The sequence below is a fragment of the Pseudomonas sp. S2_B10 genome (assembly GCF_054668425.1).
The window spans coordinates 2172776-2190171 of sequence record NZ_CP162768.1; the positions used below are offsets into that span (position 1 = coordinate 2172776).

Genomic DNA, 17396 nt, shown 5'->3' on the forward strand with positions numbered 1-17396 from the left:
CCATTCCCCTGTAGGAGCTGCCGAAGGCTGCGATCTTTTGACCTTTACAATCCACCAGTCGCCTGAAAGCCCACGCCAATCACGGTGAGCAATGACAACGGCAACAACAGCGTATCGAGCAACGCGCTGGCCGGCAGGTCCACTCCCGGATAGCTCGGCGCCTCGGCACCGAACCGGTCCATCGCACAACACCCGCCGTTCAACGCATACAAATCCAGCCGCGTCCCGGCATACACCACCGGTGCGCCGGGTTTGGCCGCATCCAGCGTGCGCACGGTAGCGCATCCACCCAATTGCAGCGCCAGCACAAGCACCAGCAGCTTATTCATCGCTGCTCAAGTGATGCTCGCCCCAACGCGGCAGCATGTCCTGCGGGATGCCGAGCAGATTGAGAATCCGCGCCACAACGAAGTCGATCAGATCATCGATGGTCTGCGGCTGGTGATAGAAGCCCGGCGAGGCCGGCAGAATCGTCACGCCCAGATTCGACAGCTTGAGCATGTGCTCCAGATGAATGCTCGAGTACGGCGCCTCGCGCGGCACCAGAATCAACTGGCGGCGCTCTTTCAGCGTAACGTCCGCCGCGCGTTCGATCAGGTTGTTGCAGGCGCCGGTGGCAATCGCCGACAGCGTGCCGGTCGAACACGGCACCACCACCATGGCTGCCGGCGAGCCGGAGCCCGAAGCCACCGGCGACATCCAGTCTTCCTTGCCATACACGCGAATCTGCCCGGCAGCGGCGCCGGTGTATTCGGTCAGAAAGGCCTGCATCATCTGCGGCTTGTTCGGCAGGGACACATCGGTCTCGGTGGCCATTACCAGTTGCGCCGCCTTGGAGATCAGGAAGTGCACTTCGCGATCTTCGCGCACCAGGCAATCGAGCAGGCGCAAGCCGTACTGCGCGCCCGATGCGCCGGTCATCGCCAGGGTGATGCGTTCCGGGCCGCCGGCCTGGGAAAAAGTGTTCATTGCAGTGCCTCGGCGAGCTTGCCGTGCAGGCCGCCGAAGCCGCCGTTGCTCATGATCACCACGTGGGTGCCGGGCTGCGCCTGGCTCTTCACGCGCTCGATGATGCCTTCCAGCGAATCGCTGACGATGGACGGCACGGTGCATAACGCTGCGGTGGCGCCGAGGTCCCAACCGAGGTTGGCCGGGGCATACCAGATCACCTGATCGGCATCGACCACGCTGTCCGGCAGACCGTCACGGTGGGCGCCGAGCTTCATCGAATTGGAGCGCGGCTCGATGATCGCAATCAGTGACGCGTCGCCGATGCGTTTGCGCAGGCCATCAAGCGTGGTGGCGATAGCGGTCGGGTGGTGAGCGAAGTCGTCGTAAATGGTGATGCCGCGCACCTCGGCGACTTTCTCCATGCGTCGTTTGACGTTCTTGAACGCGCTCAAACCGGCGATGCCCATCGATGGCACCACGCCAACGTGACGCGCCGCAGCCAGCGCGGCCAAGGCATTGGCGACGTTGTGTTGACCGGTCAATTCCCACTCGACGGTGCCCTGGGACACGCCTTCGAACATCACTTCGAACGCCGAGCCGTCCTCGCTCAGTAGTTTTACCTGCCACTGACCGCCGGCGCCGGTGGTTTGCACCGGGGTCCAGCAACCCATCTCGATCACGCGCTGCAACGCTGGCTCGGTGGTCGGGTGGATGACCAGCCCTTCGCTCGGAATGGTGCGCACCAAGTGATGAAACTGACGCTCGATTGCTGGTAGATCAGGGAAGATGTCGGCGTGATCGAACTCAAGATTGTTGAGGATCGCAGTGCGCGGACGGTAGTGAACGAATTTCGAACGCTTGTCGAAAAAGGCGCTGTCGTATTCGTCAGCCTCGATCACAAAGAACGGCGTACCGCCCAGGCGCGCCGACACCGAGAAATTCTGCGGCACGCCGCCGATGAGGAAACCCGGGCTCATCCCGGCATGTTCCAGCACCCAGGCAAGCATGCTGCTGGTGGTGGTTTTGCCATGCGTACCGGCCACGGCCAATACCCAGCGACCTTGCAGCACGTGGTCAGCCAGCCACTGCGGGCCGGAGACGTACGGCAGGCCTTTGTTCAGCACATATTCCACCGCCGGGTTGCCACGGGACATGGCATTGCCGATTACCACCAGATCCGGCGCCGGATCGAGCTGCGCCGGGTCATAACCCTGCGTCAGCTGAATGCCCTGGGCCTCGAGCTGCGTGCTCATCGGCGGATAGACGTTGGCGTCGGAGCCGGTGACGTGATGACCCAGCTCTTTGGCCAACACTGCCATCGAGCCCATGAAAGTCCCGCAGATACCCAGAATATGAATGTGCATAGTCGACCTCGTAAAACATGGCCGCAGGTTAGCGTAGGGAGGGGGAAATGGCACTCTTTAGCTGAAGTCTGCGCACGGGTAGGCCGCTACATCTCGGGTTCGTTTTTCGACCGCAGCCCCTCACCCCAGCCCTCTCCCAAGGGAGAGGGAGCCGATCTGCGCTGCGTTCAAATTGTGAGTTCGCCTCAATATTTCAGACTGGCGACTTACGCTCATTCAACGCGGTCGGTCCCCTCTCCCTCTGGGAGAGGGCTAGGGTGAGGGCCTTCTAGCTGACACGCCGTTCAATTCCATGCTTGCGAAGCTTTCTGTACAGCGTATTGCGGCTGACGCCCAACTGTTCAGCGGTACGGGTCATATGCCAGCGCGTCTGCTCAAGCGCATTGAGCAATGCGACACGCTCGGCGTCGTCCAATGGCTGGGCGGCAATATGCACAGGCGCAGCCGCCGGCCGCGCCTGCCGAATCATCACCGGCAAATCCTCAACGCCGACCCGCCCGTCATCACACAACGCCGCCAGCGTACGCAGGACATTGCGCAACTGCCGCACATTGCCCGGCCAATCGAACGCCAGCAACGCCTGCCGCGCCGCTTCGTCGATCAGAATCGTTTCGCCTCCGGCCTCCTCGGCCAGGAGAAAGTCCAGCAACTGCGATTTATCACTGCGCTCACGCAATGCCGGCAACGCCACTTCCAGCCCGTTCAAGCGGTAATACAGGTCTTCACGGAAACTGCCGTCCTCGACTCGTTCGAGCAAGTTGCGGTGCGTCGCACTGATGATGCGCACGTCTACCGCTTGCGGCTCGCCGCCAATCGGCACCACTTGCCGATCTTCCAGCACCCGCAGCAAACGCGTCTGCAACGCCAGTGGCATGTCGCCGATTTCGTCGAGGAACAAGGTGCCGCCATCTGCCTGTTGCAGCTTGCCGCGCATGCCGTCCTTGCGTGCGCCGGTGAAGCTGCCGCCGCGATAGCCGAACAGTTCGCTCTCGATCAGGCTTTCCGGAATGGCCGCGCAATTGAGTGCGACAAAAGCGTTGCCGCAGCGCTGGCTGGCCTGATGCACTGTCTTGGCAAACGCCTCCTTGCCCGAGCCGGTTTCGCCGTTGATCAACAGCGGCACGTCGCGCTCGAACACGCGCAGGGCTTTGCGAAATTCCGCCTGCAACGCTTCGTCGCCGAGGCAAATGCCGGACAGGCGTGGCGCTGGAGCAGTGATTGGCGTTGGAACAATGGCAGAAGGTTTGCGCGATTCACCGCGCAACACGGCAAACAGATGCCGGCCATCACGGGTGCGCAGCGGCCAACTGGCGCTGGCGTTGGCACTCGCGCGACCGAGCAGGTCATCCAGCGAACAATCGAAAAACGCTTCCACCGGTTGCCCGAGCAAACCACCGCGAATATGCCCGAGCAGGTTCAGCGCACTCTGGTTGACTGCGCTGATCCGCCCTTCGCCGTCAAACGCCAGCAGCCCTTCACTGAACAGGCCGACGGACTCGGCCTGCAGATGAAAACGCAGCAACCATTGATTATCGAAACAGCGCAGGAAATAGCAGCTCTCGATCATCTTCGCCGACAGATTGACCAGCGCCATGGTGTGGAACTGACTTTGCCGTGAAACGTCCGGCCGCGCCGAAGACACATCAAGTACCGCCAGCAATTCACCGTGCGGATCGAACACCGGACTCGCCGAGCAGGTCAGCCCGGTGTGGCGGCCGCGAAAATGCTCGTCCTGGTGAATGGTCAGCGCCTGACGCTCGACCAGGCAGGTGCCGATGCCGTTGGTGCCTTCGCAGGCTTCGCTCCAGTCAGCGCCGAGCCAGAGACCGGCGCGCTCGAAAATCTTCCGTTCGGCCGGCGCGGTGACGCAATTGAGGATCACACCGCGCGCGTCAGTCAGCAGCACCGCATGGCCGGCGCCGGAGAGTTGCTGATGCAGGCTGCTCATCTCGGTGCCGGCAATTTGCAGCACTTGTTGCAGACGTTCGCGACTTTCCAGTACTCGGCCATGCTCAAGCACGGTCGGCGCCATGGTCACGGAAGGATCGAGGTGATAGTCCTCAAGGCAACGCAGCCACGAACGGGCGATCGACGGATCGGCGCCGGGGCCGTGCAGGTGCGGTTTGCCCTGGGTGACGGTGAGAACCTGGCGGGCATGGCGACTCAAATGGTTGTCGTGCATTTCTTATTGTTCTCCCCGAGAGGTCGACGCAATCCTGTGTAGGAGCTGCCGCAGGCTGCGATCTTTTGATCTTGATCTTGAAAAACAAAAGCAAAAGATCGCAGCCTTCGGCAGCTCCTACCGGATTGCTGTTGGCTGAGGATCCCTCAGCCACCAACGCATTGCAATGCCGGCAAGACCGCCCGGTCACGGGCTGTGTCGCAAGCGGTACAAATTGTCACGCGCGCTGTACCGAAACCGTCACAGCGGCTCTCCATTCGTCCGAGACAAACCGGCCAAGCCCTTGATTTGCCTGACCTGCACGGCAGTGGCCCGAGCCTTGCTCTACGCTTATAGCAAGCGCACTTGCGCGTTTCTCTAATAAGTACAAAGCCAAGGAGAACATCATCATGCGTTACGCCCATCCCGGTACCGACGGCGCCAAAGTCTCGTTCAAGAGCAAGTACGGTAACTACATCGGCGGCGAATTCGTCGCGCCGGTCAAAGGTCAGTACTTCACCAATACCTCGCCAGTCAATGGCCAGCCAATCGCCGAATTCCCCCGCTCCACCGCCGAAGACATCGACAAGGCGCTGGACGCTGCCCACGCCGCCGCCGATGCGTGGGGCGCTACTTCCGTGCAGGCGCGCTCGCTGATCCTGCTGAAAATCGCCGACCGCATCGAAGAAAACCTCGAACTGCTGGCGATCACCGAAACCTGGGACAACGGTAAAGCCATCCGCGAAACCCTCAACGCCGACATCCCCCTGGCCGCTGACCATTTCCGTTATTTCGCCGGTTGCCTGCGCGCCCAGGAAGGCAGCGCTGCGGAAATCGACGGCAACACTGTGGCCTATCACATCCATGAACCGCTGGGCGTGGTCGGCCAGATCATCCCGTGGAACTTCCCGCTGCTGATGGCCGCGTGGAAACTTGCGCCAGCGCTGGCCGCCGGTAACTGCGTGGTGCTCAAACCTGCCGAGCAAACCCCGCTGGGCATCTGCGTGCTGATGGAACTGATCGGCGACCTGCTGCCGCCGGGCGTGCTCAACGTCGTGCAAGGCTTCGGTAAAGAGGCAGGCGAAGCACTGGCAACCAGCAAGCGCATCGCCAAGATCGCTTTCACCGGCTCGACCCCGGTCGGCTCGCACATCATGAAATGCGCAGCGGAAAACATCATTCCGTCGACCGTGGAACTGGGCGGCAAGTCGCCGAACATATTCTTCGAAGACATCATGCAGGCCGAGCCGAGCTTCATCGAAAAAGCCGCCGAAGGCCTGGTGCTGGCGTTCTTCAACCAGGGCGAAGTGTGCACCTGCCCTTCCCGCGCGCTGGTGCAGGAATCGATCTACGACGAATTCATGCAGGCAGTGATGAAGAAAGTCAGCCAGATCAAACGTGGCGACCCGCTGGACACCGACACCATGGTCGGCGCCCAGGCGTCCGAGCAGCAATTCGACAAGATCCTCTCGTACCTGGAAATCGCCAAGGGCGAAGGCGCGGAACTGCTGACCGGCGGCAAGGTGGAAAAACTCGAGGGCAGCCTGGCCACCGGTTATTACATCCAGCCGACCCTGCTCAAGGGTACCAACAAGATGCGCGTGTTCCAGGAAGAAATCTTCGGCCCGGTGGTGAGCATCACCACTTTCAAGGACGAAGCCGAAGCCCTGGCGATTGCCAACGACACCGAGTTCGGCCTCGGCGCCGGCCTGTGGACCCGCGACATCAACCGCGCCTACCGGATGGGCCGGGCGATCAAGGCCGGTCGCGTGTGGACCAACTGCTACCACCTGTACCCGGCGCATGCCGCGTTCGGCGGTTACAAGAAGTCCGGCGTCGGGCGTGAAACCCACAAAATGATGCTCGACCATTATCAGCAGACCAAGAACCTGCTGGTGAGCTACGACATCAATCCGTTGGGGTTCTTCTGAATCAGACGGGGTGAGGCAGTTGTTCCTGCTTCGCCCTCTGGATTGTCTTCGCGAGCAGGCTCGCTCCCACAGGTGATTTATGGTCGTACGCAATCCCCTGTGGGAGCGAGCCTGCTCGCGAAAGCGTTGTGCCATTCAACCCAATGGCTTGGCTGTAGCCGGGCCAATAAAACAATAAAAATGGTGAACCCTATGCCAAGCGAATCCCCGGCCGGCGCTCCGGCGACCGGCTCCTCCGTCGACTTCGAAAAAGTCGGCACCGATTACTTCCAACAACGCGAACTGAAAAAAGGCGCCGCCGGCTGGGTCCTGCTGGTGGGCCTCGGCGTCGCTTATGTGATTTCCGGCGATTACGCCGGCTGGAACTTCGGCCTCGCCCAGGCTGGCTGGGGCGGGATGTTTCTCGCCACGCTGCTGATGGCGACCATGTACCTGTGCATGTGTTTTTCCCTGGCCGAATTGTCGTCGATGATTCCCACCGCTGGCGGCGGCTACGGTTTCGCCCGCAGTGCGTTCGGGCCGTGGGGCGGTTTTCTCACCGGCACCGCGATCCTCATCGAATACGCCATCGCCCCCGCTGCCATCGCGGTGTTCATCGGTGCGTATTGCGAGTCGCTGTTCGGTATTGGCGGCTGGATGATTTATCTGGCGTTCTACATCATCTTCATCGCCATCCATATTTTCGGGGTCGGCGAAGCGCTCAAGCTGATGTTCATCATTACCGCCGTCGCCGCGCTGGCGCTGGGGGTGTTTCTGGTGGCGATGGTGCCGCACTTCGACGTTGCCAACCTGCTCGACATCCCGGTGACCACTGCGGTCGGTGCCAGCCCGTTTCTGCCGTTCGGCTATGTCGGCGTGTGGGCGGCGATTCCCTATGCGATCTGGTTTTTCCTCGCCGTCGAAGGCGTGCCGCTGGCCGCTGAAGAAACCAAAAACCCCAAGCGCGACCTGCCGCGCGGGCTGATCGGGGCAATGCTGGTGCTGCTGATGTTTGCCCTGCTGATTCTGATCGTCGGTCCCGGCGGCGCTGGTGCGAATTCGCTGCTGACCTCCGGTAATCCACTGGTCGAAGCACTGAGCAAAGCCTACGGTGGCTCGACCTGGATGGGCAGCTTCGTCAACCTTGTCGGTCTGGCTGGGCTGATTGCCAGTTTCTTCTCGATCATCTACGCCTACTCGCGGCAGATCTTCGCGCTGTCGCGGGCCGGTTATCTGCCGCGCAAACTGTCGCAGACCAACAAGAGCAAGGCACCGGTGCTGGCTCTGGTGATTCCCGGCATCATCGGCTTTGGTCTGTCGCTGACCGGCCAGGGCGATTTGCTGATTCTGGTCGCGGTGTTCGGCGCGACCATTTCCTATGTGCTGATGATGGCCGCGCACATCACCCTGCGTATCCGGCGCCCCAAAATGGACCGGCCGTATCGCACGCCGGGCGGCATTTTCACCTCGGGTGTGGCGCTGGTATTGGCGTGCATCGCCGTGGTGGCGGGTTTCCTCGTCGATCCACGGGTGGTGATCGGCGCCGCGATCATCTATGGAGTGTTAATTGCTTACTTTGCTTTCTACAGTCGGCATCACTTGGTAGCGGGCACGCCGGAAGAAGAATTCGCGGCGATTCAAAAAGCTGAACAAGCCTTGCACTGATTGTCGAAAACCACGGCGCAGAGCTGTTCTGCGCCGTCACGGAGAACGCTGAATGGCCAGTTTTGCTCACACGGTCGGCGCGCAGACTTACCGCTTCGACAGCCTCAAAGACGTCATGGCCAAGGCCAGCCCCGCCCGCTCGGGGGATTTTCTCGCCGAGATCGCCGCGCTCAACGACGGCGAACGGGTGGCCGCGCAAATGGCCCTGGCGGACATCCCGCTCACGCACTTCCTGCAGGAAGCGCTGATCCCCTACGAAGTCGACGAAGTCACCCGGCTGATCATCGACACCCACGACAAACAAGCCTTCGCCGTGGTCAGTCACCTCACCGTTGGCGGCTTTCGCGACTGGCTGCTGAGTGACGCGGCGGACGAAACCAGCCTGCGCGCCCTCGCCCCCGGTTTGACCCCGGAAATGGTCGCCGCCGTGTCGAAGATCATGCGTGTACAGGATCTGGTGCTGGTCGCGCAGAAAATCCGCGTGGTCACCCAATTTCGCGGCACCCTCGGTTTACGCGGGCGCCTGTCGACCCGCCTGCAACCCAACCACCCTACCGACGAGCCGTCCGGCATCGCCGCGAGCATTCTCGACGGCCTGCTCTACGGCAACGGCGATGCAATGATCGGGGTCAACCCGGCCACCGACAGCATCGCTTCGATCTGCGCGATGCTGGAAATGCTCGACGCGATCATCCAGCGCTATGACATCCCGACCCAAGCCTGCGTGCTGACCCACGTCACCACCTCGATCGAGGCGATCAACCGTGGCGTGCCGCTGGATCTGGTCTTCCAGTCGATTGCCGGCACTGAAGCGGCCAACGCCAGTTTCGGCATCAACCTCAACGTGTTGCAAGAAGGCTACGACGCCGGGCTCAGTCTCAAGCGCGGCACCCTCGGGCAGAACCTGATGTATTTCGAAACCGGTCAGGGCAGCGCGCTGTCGGCCAACGCCCACCACGGCGTCGATCAACAGACTTGCGAGACACGGGCCTACGCCGTGGCGCGACATTTCAAGCCGTTCCTGGTGAACACCGTCGTAGGATTTATCGGCCCGGAGTACCTCTACAACGGCAAGCAGATCATCCGCGCCGGCCTTGAAGATCACTTCTGCGGCAAGCTGCTCGGCGTGCCGATGGGCTGCGACATCTGCTACACCAACCACGCCGAAGCCGACCAGGACGACATGGATACCCTGCTGACGTTGCTCGGCGTCGCCGGGATCAACTTCATCATGGGCATCCCCGGCTCCGACGACATCATGCTCAATTACCAGACCACTTCGTTTCACGACGCCTTGTACGCCCGCCAGACCCTGGGCCTGAAACCGGCGCCGGAGTTCGAGCAATGGCTGGCCAACATGGGCATCTTCACCCAGGCGGACGGCAAGGTTCGCTTCGGCAACAACCTGCCGCCGGCCTTCCGCCAGGCCTTGGCGCACTTGGGATAAGTCTTATGGAAAAACCACCGGTCGATCCGCAAAACCCCTGGCTGGAACTGCGCCGCCTGACCCCGGCGCGGATTGCCCTGGGCCGAACCGGCACCAGTCTGCCGACGCGGGCGCAGCTGGATTTTCAGTTTGCCCACGCCCAAGCCCGTGATGCCGTGCATCTGGCCTTCGATCACAGCGAAATCAGCGCACAACTGAGCGACCGCGGGCGGGAAACCCTGGCGCTGCAAAGCGCCGCGTCGGACCGACACACCTATCTGCAACGCCCGGATCTGGGGCGCAAGCTCAGCGATGCATCGGCGCAGGTCTTACGCGATTACGCCAGCGAACACCCGGGCGGCGTCGATCTGGTGATGGTCGTCGCGGATGGCCTGTCGGCACTGGCGGTGCATCGCCACACCCTGCCGTTCCTGACGCGCCTGGAAGAACAGATGAGCGGCGACGGCTGGTCCGTGGCACCGGTGGTGCTGGTCGAGCAGGGCCGCGTCGCCATCGGTGACGAAATCGGCCAGCTGCTCGGGGCGAAAATGGTTGTGATGCTGATCGGCGAGCGTCCGGGCCTGAGTTCGCCGGACAGCCTCGGGCTGTATTTCACCTACGCGCCGAAGGTCGGCCTCACCGACGCGTATCGCAACTGCATTTCCAATGTTCGGCTTGAAGGTTTGAGCTACGGCATGGCGGCGCATCGCTTGCTGTATCTGATGCGCGAGGCCTGTCGGCGGCAGCTGTCGGGGGTCAACCTGAAGGATGAAGCTCAGTTGCACACATTGGAGGCGGACGACGCTGTCGACATGAAAGGCAATTTCCTGCTCGATCCACCGCCAGCCTGAACCGTTTCCGCATTGCCTTTCTGCGCTGCTTTCAGGCAGGATCGACGCACGGCCGCCCGGGTTTCCCATCGCCGTCAGAGCAGTTGAAGACAGCCACTTGAAGACGAGACCTATCATGCGGATTATTCAAGCGACCCTCGAACATCTGGATTTGCTGACTCCTTTGTTCGTCAAATATCGCGAGTTCTACGGCTCCCTGCCTTACCCGGATTCCTCCCGCGCGTTCCTCGAAAAGCGCCTGCGCCGCAAAGAGTCGGTGATCTATCTGGCCCTGGCCGACGATGACGACAAGAAACTCATGGGTTTCTGCCAGCTCTATCCGAGCTTCTCTTCGTTGTCGCTCAAACGCGTGTGGATTCTCAACGATATCTACGTTGCCGAAGATGCTCGCCGGCAACTGGTCGCCGACAATCTGATCCGTACCGCGAAGAAAATGGCCAAGGAAACCCAGGCCGTGCGCATGCGCGTCTCGACCAGCGCAAACAACGAAGTGGCGCAGAAAACCTACGAATCGATCGGTTTCAAGGAAGACACCGAGTTCAAGAACTACGTACTGCCGATCAGCGACGAGCTCTGACTCCAACGGCTTCGGTGATGAGGGAGTCCGCTCCCTCGCCACGGCCACCTTTTCCCTGACAATTGCTCACTTCGCGACACTCCCCGCTACAAAACCGACGCGCTTTTCATCGCTCAGACCGTATAATCCCGATCTTTCCGGCTTGTAAGAAAAACTACACCCCGCTGTAGGCTTACACGAAGTCATCCGCACAGGCCTGCCGAGTCGGGCCGTCATACAGGTGCCCCCATGGATTTCAACCCGCTCGACCTTATCCTGCATCTCGATGTGTATCTCGATTTGCTGGTGAACAACTATGGGCCATGGATCTACGCCATCCTGTTTCTGGTGATCTTCTGTGAAACCGGTCTGGTGGTGATGCCGTTCCTGCCGGGTGACTCGCTGCTGTTCATCGCTGGCGCGGTGGCGGCCGGCGGTGGCATGGATCCGGTGCTGCTCGGTGGCCTGCTGATGCTGGCGGCGATCATGGGCGACAGTACCAACTACGTGATCGGACGCACGGCCGGGGAGAAGCTGTTCAGCAACCCGAACTCGAAAATCTTCCGTCGCGATTACCTGCAAAAAACCCACGACTTCTACGACAAGCACGGCGGCAAGACCGTGACCATGGCACGCTTCCTGCCGATCATCCGCACCTTCGCGCCGTTCGTCGCGGGCGTGGCGCGGATGCCGTACCCGCGTTTCTTCGGCTTCAGCGTGCTCGGCACCATCCTCTGGGTCGGCGGTCTGGTCACTCTGGGTTACTTCTTCGGCAACGTGCCGTTCATCAAGAAAAACCTCTCGCTGCTGGTGGTGGCAATCATCCTGCTGTCGCTGGTGCCGATGATCATCGGCGTGGTGCGCAGCCGGTTCGGCGGCACCAAAGTGCAATCGCACTGATTCGATGTGGTCACTGAGCGCCTGGCGACGCCGGCGCCTCCTGGCCAGGCACCCGATTGCCGACGACCTGTGGCAACGGGTGCGCCATCAACTCTCCTTCCTCGATGGCATCAGCGCTGCTGAAGACCAGTGGTTGCGCGAAGCCTGTGTGCTGTTTCTCGACGACAAACACCTGACCGCCCTGCCCGGTGTCGAGCTGCATCAGGAGCAACGCCTGCTGCTCGCCGCCCAGGCGCAGTTGCCGTTGCTGCACCTCGGCGATCTGAACTGGTACCAGGGTTTCCACGAGATCGTGCTGTACCCGGACGACTTCCTCAGCCCGCAACGCCATCGCGATGCCAGCGGCGTCGAGCATGAGTGGGACGGCGAACACAGCGGTGAAGCCTGGCAGCAGGGGCCGGTGATTCTCGCCTGGCCCGGCGTACAGGCCAGCGGTGGCTGGGAAGGCTACAACCTGGTGATCCACGAACTGGCGCACAAGCTCGATATGCTCAACGGCGACGCCAACGGCCTGCCGCCACTGCACGCCGACATGCGCGTCAGCGACTGGGCCGAAGTGATGCAGGCCGCCTACGACGACCTCAACCGCCAGCTCGACCACGATCCCGACGCCGAAACCGCCATCGATCCCTACGCCGCCGAGAACCCGGCGGAGTTCTTCGCCGTCACTAGCGAATACTTCTTCAGCGCCCCGGATCTGCTGCACGAGGCTTATCCACAGGTCTACTTGCAACTGCAGCTTTTCTACCGGCAGGATCCGTTGGGCAGACTGCGGCAACTTCAGGCCACAGACCCGGTCTATCAGGCGCACGACTAAGCTCTGCACGACTTCTGGTACGTGGCGTCGGCGTAGGAATGTGCCTATAATCGCCGCCACTTTTTGGTCAATCCGGCCAAGTGTTTTTGGTCAACTACGGGGGCAACGCCCAATGAGCTACAGCAAGATTCCGGCTGGCAAAGACCTGCCGAACGACATCTACGTCGCGATCGAGATCCCGGCCAACCACGCGCCGATCAAATACGAAATCGACAAAGACAGCGATTGCCTGTTCGTTGACCGTTTCATGGCCACCCCAATGTTCTACCCGGCCAACTACGGTTACATCCCGAACACCCTGGCTGACGACGGTGATCCCCTCGACGTGCTGGTCGTAACCCCTTACCCGGTTGCTCCAGGCTCGGTAATCCGCGCCCGTCCGGTCGGCATCCTGAACATGACCGACGACGGCGGCGGCGATGCCAAAGTCATCGCCGTGCCACATGACAAGCTGTCGCAGCTGTACGTCGACGTGAAGGAATACACCGACCTGCCACCCCTGCTGATCCAGCAGATCGAGCACTTCTTCGCGAACTACAAGGATCTCGAGAAGGGCAAGTGGGTCAAGATCGAAGGCTGGGCCGGTGCAGACGCCGCCCGCGAAGCGATCACCAAGTCGGTTGCCGCCTACAAGGGCTAAGCAATTGCGCCTTGCGTGACGCTTGAAAAAAACCCCGGATTTCCGGGGTTTTTTGTTATTGGCGTCTGCATAATCGACTCGGTTGTTCAGGTCGATGTAACTCGAAATACACCTTGGTCGGCCCCCTCTCCCTCCGGGAGAGGGTTGGGGTGAGGGGCTCTTGAAAAAGCCCGACTAAACAAACCGTTTAAATTCCTACATGCAGTTTTAATCTGTTTAATTTCCCACAAGTACGTCTTACATCCCGTCGCAAAATACAGGCTTTTTTTGAACGCCCGGTTTATTCAAACCGCTCTAGTCCGGCCTTAGACTCCGTGTTTATGAGAAAGAACACTAGCGGTCCACGATTCAAGGCACTCCTGGAAGCAGCGAACATCAGCACGACGGATTTCGCAAGGTTCTGGGGCACGGAAGCCCAAAACGTTCATAACTGGTACACCCGGGGCGTCCCGGCGTATCGCATGGAAGAAGTCTCACGCCTGTTGTCGGTCAATAGTGAATGGCTGAAAACCGGGGAAGGCGTCAAGGAGGTCGCGCGCCTGCACCCACCCGCCAGCAATGGCGACACGTTCGATGCCCAGGCCATCTGCGGCGTCTACACCGTCATCAACCCCAGCGACATCGACCTGGCATTTTTCAAGGAAACCCCGATCGCCAACGGCGACGGTAAAACCCACGTCATCCTCGACCCCGACCAATCCCTGCGCCTGCCCCGCGCCCACCTCGATCAACTCGACATCCAGCACGCCAACGCCATCTGCGCGCACATGATCGGCAACAGCATGGCCGATCGCATCGAAGACGGCTCCATCGTCGCCATCGACCGCGGCCTGACCCAGGTCGTCGACGGCGAAATCTACGCCGTAGAGCACGACGGCATGCTGCGCATCAAATACCTGCACCGCATGCCCGGCAACGGCCTGCGCATGCGCAGCCACAACAGCGCCGAATACCCCGACGAGGTCTTCCGGCCAGCGCAGATCGAAGAGCAGCGGATTCATATTCTTGGCTGGGTGTTCTGGTGGTCGACACTGGGCAAGCGCCGGCCGGTGGTGCCGTTTCTGTGATTGTTTGCCAGAACCTGTGGGAGCGGGCTTGCCCGCGAAAAGGCCCTGACAACCGGTACAAATCCGGAGTTTGTAGCGCTTCAGTCGCTCTAAACCGCACTTGAGACTGGGAATCCAAAGCAAAACTCAGTATCCTGCGCCCCACATTCGCGCATCGACCCGCCCTGCGGCTCGGATGACGCCCGACGAGGCAGACCAACGTCTGACCAAGTCCCACAGCCGGACGCAGATCCGGATGTACGTTTTGAAGGCTGGCGCGGTTTACCAAAAATAAACCAAGCCAGTCCCCGAGAAGCCGGCCACAAGCCGGCTTTTTAATGCCTGCAACAAACCATATCCATTGCTGAAATTGCATTCCAGCTTGTATAGCGCCCAATGCACTGGTTACCGTCCCGCCAAATATCGCAGGAAACACCAAATGCCCAAAACCTCATTCCCCATTGAGGACGCGCTGAAGCGCGCCGCCGAACGAGGCGAGCCGCCTGCCGAAGATAAGTTGGCCAGTGAAGAAGATGACGAACTTGCCGCCATCGTTCACGAGCGCCTCGCCGCTCCTCAGCGAATGCAGGTCAGTCTGGCTGATCTGTAAGCTGTTCGAGCGCCCAGCTACAGTTGCTGAATTTGTCCAACAACCCGTTGGACAAATTCCCCTCACGGATAACTGAACGACTTCACCAGCGTCAATTCCCCCGCCGTCCGCATCGGCACTACAAACGTCTCCATCTTCTCGCTCGGCGTGCCTTCTTCAGTAATCACCGTCACCTGCGCGGTCGTCAGCGTCTGCACCGCTGCATCTCCACCTTCGTCATCCGCGCGATACCCGCCGCCGTAATAATTCACATACACCAGATACTGCCCCTTGATCGGCGCGGGCATGGCGGCGATTTCCGGGCCGTAGCCGGTGGTGACGTCGACGTCGAGGGCGGCGCCGTTGGCGGCGCTGCGGTTGCCGTACCAGATGTGGGCGCCGTCGGGGGTTATCAGATGGAGATCGAGGTCGGTGCCGTCGCTGTCCCAGGCCAGCAACACGCGCAGTTTGGCCGGGGTGGCGCCGCCGCGGGCGTTGAGGAATTGCGTGCGGTGGCGTTGCTGGCCGTCGGCGCTGCGGACTTCGACGCTGTTGCTGCCATTGGGGAAGGAGAACGGGCGATCGAAGCCGCCGGCGGGGTCGATTTTCAGCGGCATGCTGACGCCGTTGACGATCAGGCGCCCGGGTTCATTGTTTTTCGGCACGGCTTTGATCTGGCCGCTGATTCTCGCGGTATTGGCCTGGCCAAGCGGTGTGTTGACCGACGAGGCCGGGTAGTTGACGGTCTGGCGAAAGCTCTCGCCCTCGCCTTGCGGTGCGCCGCTGCGCCAGCCGCCGACCGGGGTGTCGAGTTTGACGCCATCGGCGGCGTGAGCCTGCGGCAGTACGTTGAGGGCACAGAGCAGCAGCAAGACCTGTGGATAACGGAGTGTCATTGTCTATTCCAGCAAAAGGTGACGGGCGAGCCCTTCGATGTAGGTTTCATCCTGGCCGTTGGGGTGTGCTTCGAAGGCCAGGTGCAGATATTCGTGGGTCAGATCGAGGCGATCCTGCAGGCTCAGCACGCCGCGCACGTATATGCGCTGGCGTTCGCGGTCGACGAAGGGCCGGCCGAAGGCGAGTTTGCATACGGCGAAAGTGCTGACTTCGTTGTAGCCGGTTTCGCTTTCGAGCCTCGGACGCCAGCCGCGTCGCTGCTTTTGCAGCCAGTCTTGCGCGGCGGGTAATGCTTCGCAGGAGGCGACCGGGTTGTCCCAGCGGCTGAGGCTGGCGCGTGGATAGGAGTGCAGCAGAATCGCGTCGTAGCGCTGGCCGGCGTTCGCTTGCTCGACGGCTTGCTGCCAGGCGAGTTTGTCCGGGCCGGGCTGGTCGGAGTGATAGGTGACGGTGCTGCCGGCCAGTACCAGATCCGCCGTCCACGCCGCGATGTTGCGTGACTCGGCAGAGGCTGGACGCGGGGCGACGCGCTGGCGATTGCTGCTGTCGTCGATGCTCAGGCAGTCGCCGTTGCGCGTGGCGTTTTGCAGCAGATAAGTGCGGATCGCTACGGCCAGCGCCTTGGCGGCTTCGGCAGGTTCAGGTTTGGCTTCGCGCTCAAGGACACGGGCGACATATTCTTCGCGATCAAGCCTTGCAACGAGTTTGTCGTTGAGCAGAAACAATTCGCCATCGCTGTGGATGTCCAGCGCGTTGCCGTTGGCGAATTCGACGTGGTAGTCGCCGCGCAATGGCCCGGACGTGGCAACACGATCGCCGGCCAGAACTTTCGACACCGGATATTTCGAAAACAGCCCGACTTCCACACAACGCCCTGCGTCCGCTGGCCACGCCGTCGGCAACACGCTGGCCAGCGCCTGAGCGTAATGGCGCAGAACCATTTGACTGGTACCGCGTCCACCCACCCAGATCGGTGCGCCGTCGGCGGTCCAACCGGCGAATCCACCTTGCCGCGATAGTGCATCCTGGTCGCCGAGCCAGCTCCAGGTTTTCACCCGCAGGCGCCCGCCCAACTCGCCGACGACATTGCCGTCCGCCGCGTTCAGCACGACATCGAGCAGCACGCGGCGCGTCTGATCCTGCGCTGGCAGCAATGCCAGAACGCTCAATAACTCGGCAACCGAAACCCTTGTTGCCGGTTGCACGGCTGGCAAATCCAGCAACCACGACGGCGCCTGCCGCGCCTGCCAATACGCTCGCCAATCCTTCGCTGCAATGCCCAACCGCGCGGGGTCGAAATACAGACCGCAGGATTTCACCAGTGCCTGATCCCGCGCGATCTTGCCGCCCGCCGAGCAGCAATAAACTTCTTCTTTGGACTGCCCGCGACATTCATAAGCCGGCTCCCGCGCACCGGTATCCACCAGCCAGGCGTAGACGAACAACTTCCACAGACTGCCCAGCGGCGCATCCAGCGACGCTGGCAACGGTTCCCGCTTGATCAGTTGCGTCTGATTCAACGACAACAACTCGCCCTGATAGGCCACGCGCAACGGCTCGTCCTGCGCTGTCGCCAGCGCAGGCATCATCCACATCAGCAGCCACAACAGCGGCCGGCGCATG

Annotated in this window: 16 protein-coding genes; 10 read left to right on the top strand and 6 right to left on the bottom strand. The window is 61.3% G+C overall.

Annotation, left to right across the window (positions count from 1 at the left end; all coding sequences use genetic code 11):
• Positions 1-44 precede the first annotated feature (44 nt).
• From AB4O45_RS09685 to AB4O45_RS09700, 4 genes are all read right to left on the bottom strand, one after another.
• Positions 45-329, bottom strand: coding sequence for a YceK/YidQ family lipoprotein (locus AB4O45_RS09685; protein ID WP_095181909.1), 285 nt, complete (start codon positions 327-329; stop codon positions 45-47).
• Positions 322-969, bottom strand: coding sequence for a flavin prenyltransferase UbiX (gene ubiX, locus AB4O45_RS09690; RefSeq protein ID WP_041477713.1), 648 nt, complete (start codon positions 967-969; stop codon positions 322-324). Before ubiX ends, AB4O45_RS09685 begins: the two co-directional genes overlap by 8 nt.
• On the bottom strand, positions 966-2315 hold the full coding sequence (gene mpl / locus AB4O45_RS09695; protein WP_095181910.1) for a UDP-N-acetylmuramate:L-alanyl-gamma-D-glutamyl-meso-diaminopimelate ligase: 1350 nt from the start codon (positions 2313-2315) through the stop codon (positions 966-968). The genes ubiX and mpl overlap by 4 nt, the downstream gene beginning before the upstream one ends.
• A gap of 268 nt (positions 2316-2583) precedes the next feature.
• A complete protein-coding gene (locus AB4O45_RS09700; protein ID WP_460161347.1) occupies positions 2584-4497 on the bottom strand; it encodes a sigma-54-dependent Fis family transcriptional regulator in 1914 nt (637 codons plus the stop codon).
• 389 nt (positions 4498-4886) lie between these two features.
• On the opposite strand from AB4O45_RS09700, the gene exaC reads away from it, so the two are divergent.
• The 10 genes from exaC (at position 4887) to AB4O45_RS09750 (ending at position 14897) form a co-directional block, all read left to right on the top strand.
• A complete protein-coding gene (exaC, locus tag AB4O45_RS09705) occupies positions 4887-6407 on the top strand; it encodes an acetaldehyde dehydrogenase ExaC (RefSeq protein WP_024014465.1) in 1521 nt (506 codons plus the stop codon).
• Positions 6408-6599: 192 nt separating this feature from the next.
• Positions 6600-8051 (top strand): ethanolamine permease, encoded by a 1452-nt coding sequence (eat, locus tag AB4O45_RS09710; RefSeq protein WP_460161348.1) that lies wholly within the window; start codon positions 6600-6602, stop codon positions 8049-8051.
• A 52-nt stretch (positions 8052-8103) separates the two neighbouring features.
• On the top strand, positions 8104-9498 hold the full coding sequence (locus AB4O45_RS09715) for an ethanolamine ammonia-lyase subunit EutB (RefSeq protein WP_236168745.1): 1395 nt from the start codon (positions 8104-8106) through the stop codon (positions 9496-9498).
• A 5-nt stretch (positions 9499-9503) separates the two neighbouring features.
• Entirely contained in the window at positions 9504-10328 is an 825-nt protein-coding gene (gene eutC / locus AB4O45_RS09720; protein ID WP_130929126.1) for an ethanolamine ammonia-lyase subunit EutC, read from the top strand.
• 115 nt (positions 10329-10443) lie between these two features.
• On the top strand, positions 10444-10905 hold the full coding sequence (locus AB4O45_RS09725) for a GNAT family N-acetyltransferase (protein ID WP_016773002.1): 462 nt from the start codon (positions 10444-10446) through the stop codon (positions 10903-10905).
• A 228-nt stretch (positions 10906-11133) separates the two neighbouring features.
• Entirely contained in the window at positions 11134-11784 is a 651-nt protein-coding gene (locus AB4O45_RS09730) for a DedA family protein (RefSeq protein WP_016773001.1), read from the top strand.
• Between the two features lie 4 nt (positions 11785-11788).
• Positions 11789-12601, top strand: coding sequence for a M90 family metallopeptidase (locus AB4O45_RS09735; protein ID WP_137215674.1), 813 nt, complete (start codon positions 11789-11791; stop codon positions 12599-12601).
• Between the two features lie 112 nt (positions 12602-12713).
• Positions 12714-13241 carry an inorganic diphosphatase gene (gene ppa, locus AB4O45_RS09740; protein ID WP_003205933.1) on the top strand — a complete coding sequence of 176 codons (528 nt, stop codon included), beginning with the start codon at positions 12714-12716 and terminating at the stop codon, positions 13239-13241.
• Between the two features lie 320 nt (positions 13242-13561).
• Positions 13562-14308, top strand: a complete 747-nt coding sequence (locus tag AB4O45_RS09745; RefSeq protein ID WP_041477707.1) for a S24 family peptidase — start codon at positions 13562-13564, stop codon at positions 14306-14308.
• 418 nt (positions 14309-14726) lie between these two features.
• On the top strand, positions 14727-14897 hold the full coding sequence (locus tag AB4O45_RS09750; RefSeq protein WP_016772997.1) for a hypothetical protein: 171 nt from the start codon (positions 14727-14729) through the stop codon (positions 14895-14897).
• Positions 14898-14959: 62 nt separating this feature from the next.
• On the opposite strand, the gene AB4O45_RS09755 is transcribed toward AB4O45_RS09750, so the two are convergent.
• A complete protein-coding gene (locus AB4O45_RS09755; RefSeq protein ID WP_460161349.1) occupies positions 14960-15772 on the bottom strand; it encodes a YfaP family protein in 813 nt (270 codons plus the stop codon).
• Positions 15773-15775: 3 nt separating this feature from the next.
• Positions 15776-17395: a DUF2300 domain-containing protein gene (locus AB4O45_RS09760; protein WP_460161350.1), complete on the bottom strand. Its 1620-nt coding sequence runs from the start codon at positions 17393-17395 to the stop codon at positions 15776-15778.
• Between the last annotated feature and the right edge of the window lies 1 nt (position 17396).

What these genes read in the sequence shown, in the direction of transcription:
- AB4O45_RS09685 (WP_095181909.1), bottom strand. Translation starts at nt 329, where the DNA reads ATGAATAAGCTGCTGGTGCTTGTGCTGGCGCTGCAATTGGGTGGATGC.
- ubiX (WP_041477713.1), bottom strand. Translation starts at nt 969, where the DNA reads ATGAACACTTTTTCCCAGGCCGGCGGCCCGGAACGCATCACCCTGGCG.
- mpl (WP_095181910.1), bottom strand. Translation starts at nt 2,315, where the DNA reads ATGCACATTCATATTCTGGGTATCTGCGGGACTTTCATGGGCTCGATG.
- AB4O45_RS09700 (WP_460161347.1), bottom strand. Translation starts at nt 4,497, where the DNA reads ATGCACGACAACCATTTGAGTCGCCATGCCCGCCAGGTTCTCACCGTC.
- exaC (WP_024014465.1), top strand. Translation starts at nt 4,887, where the DNA reads ATGCGTTACGCCCATCCCGGTACCGACGGCGCCAAAGTCTCGTTCAAG.
- eat (WP_460161348.1), top strand. Translation starts at nt 6,600, where the DNA reads ATGCCAAGCGAATCCCCGGCCGGCGCTCCGGCGACCGGCTCCTCCGTC.
- AB4O45_RS09715 (WP_236168745.1), top strand. Translation starts at nt 8,104, where the DNA reads ATGGCCAGTTTTGCTCACACGGTCGGCGCGCAGACTTACCGCTTCGAC.
- eutC (WP_130929126.1), top strand. Translation starts at nt 9,504, where the DNA reads ATGGAAAAACCACCGGTCGATCCGCAAAACCCCTGGCTGGAACTGCGC.
- AB4O45_RS09725 (WP_016773002.1), top strand. Translation starts at nt 10,444, where the DNA reads ATGCGGATTATTCAAGCGACCCTCGAACATCTGGATTTGCTGACTCCT.
- AB4O45_RS09730 (WP_016773001.1), top strand. Translation starts at nt 11,134, where the DNA reads ATGGATTTCAACCCGCTCGACCTTATCCTGCATCTCGATGTGTATCTC.
- AB4O45_RS09735 (WP_137215674.1), top strand. Translation starts at nt 11,789, where the DNA reads ATGTGGTCACTGAGCGCCTGGCGACGCCGGCGCCTCCTGGCCAGGCAC.
- ppa (WP_003205933.1), top strand. Translation starts at nt 12,714, where the DNA reads ATGAGCTACAGCAAGATTCCGGCTGGCAAAGACCTGCCGAACGACATC.
- AB4O45_RS09745 (WP_041477707.1), top strand. Translation starts at nt 13,562, where the DNA reads ATGAGAAAGAACACTAGCGGTCCACGATTCAAGGCACTCCTGGAAGCA.
- AB4O45_RS09750 (WP_016772997.1), top strand. Translation starts at nt 14,727, where the DNA reads ATGCCCAAAACCTCATTCCCCATTGAGGACGCGCTGAAGCGCGCCGCC.
- AB4O45_RS09755 (WP_460161349.1), bottom strand. Translation starts at nt 15,772, where the DNA reads ATGACACTCCGTTATCCACAGGTCTTGCTGCTGCTCTGTGCCCTCAAC.
- AB4O45_RS09760 (WP_460161350.1), bottom strand. Translation starts at nt 17,395, where the DNA reads ATGCGCCGGCCGCTGTTGTGGCTGCTGATGTGGATGATGCCTGCGCTG.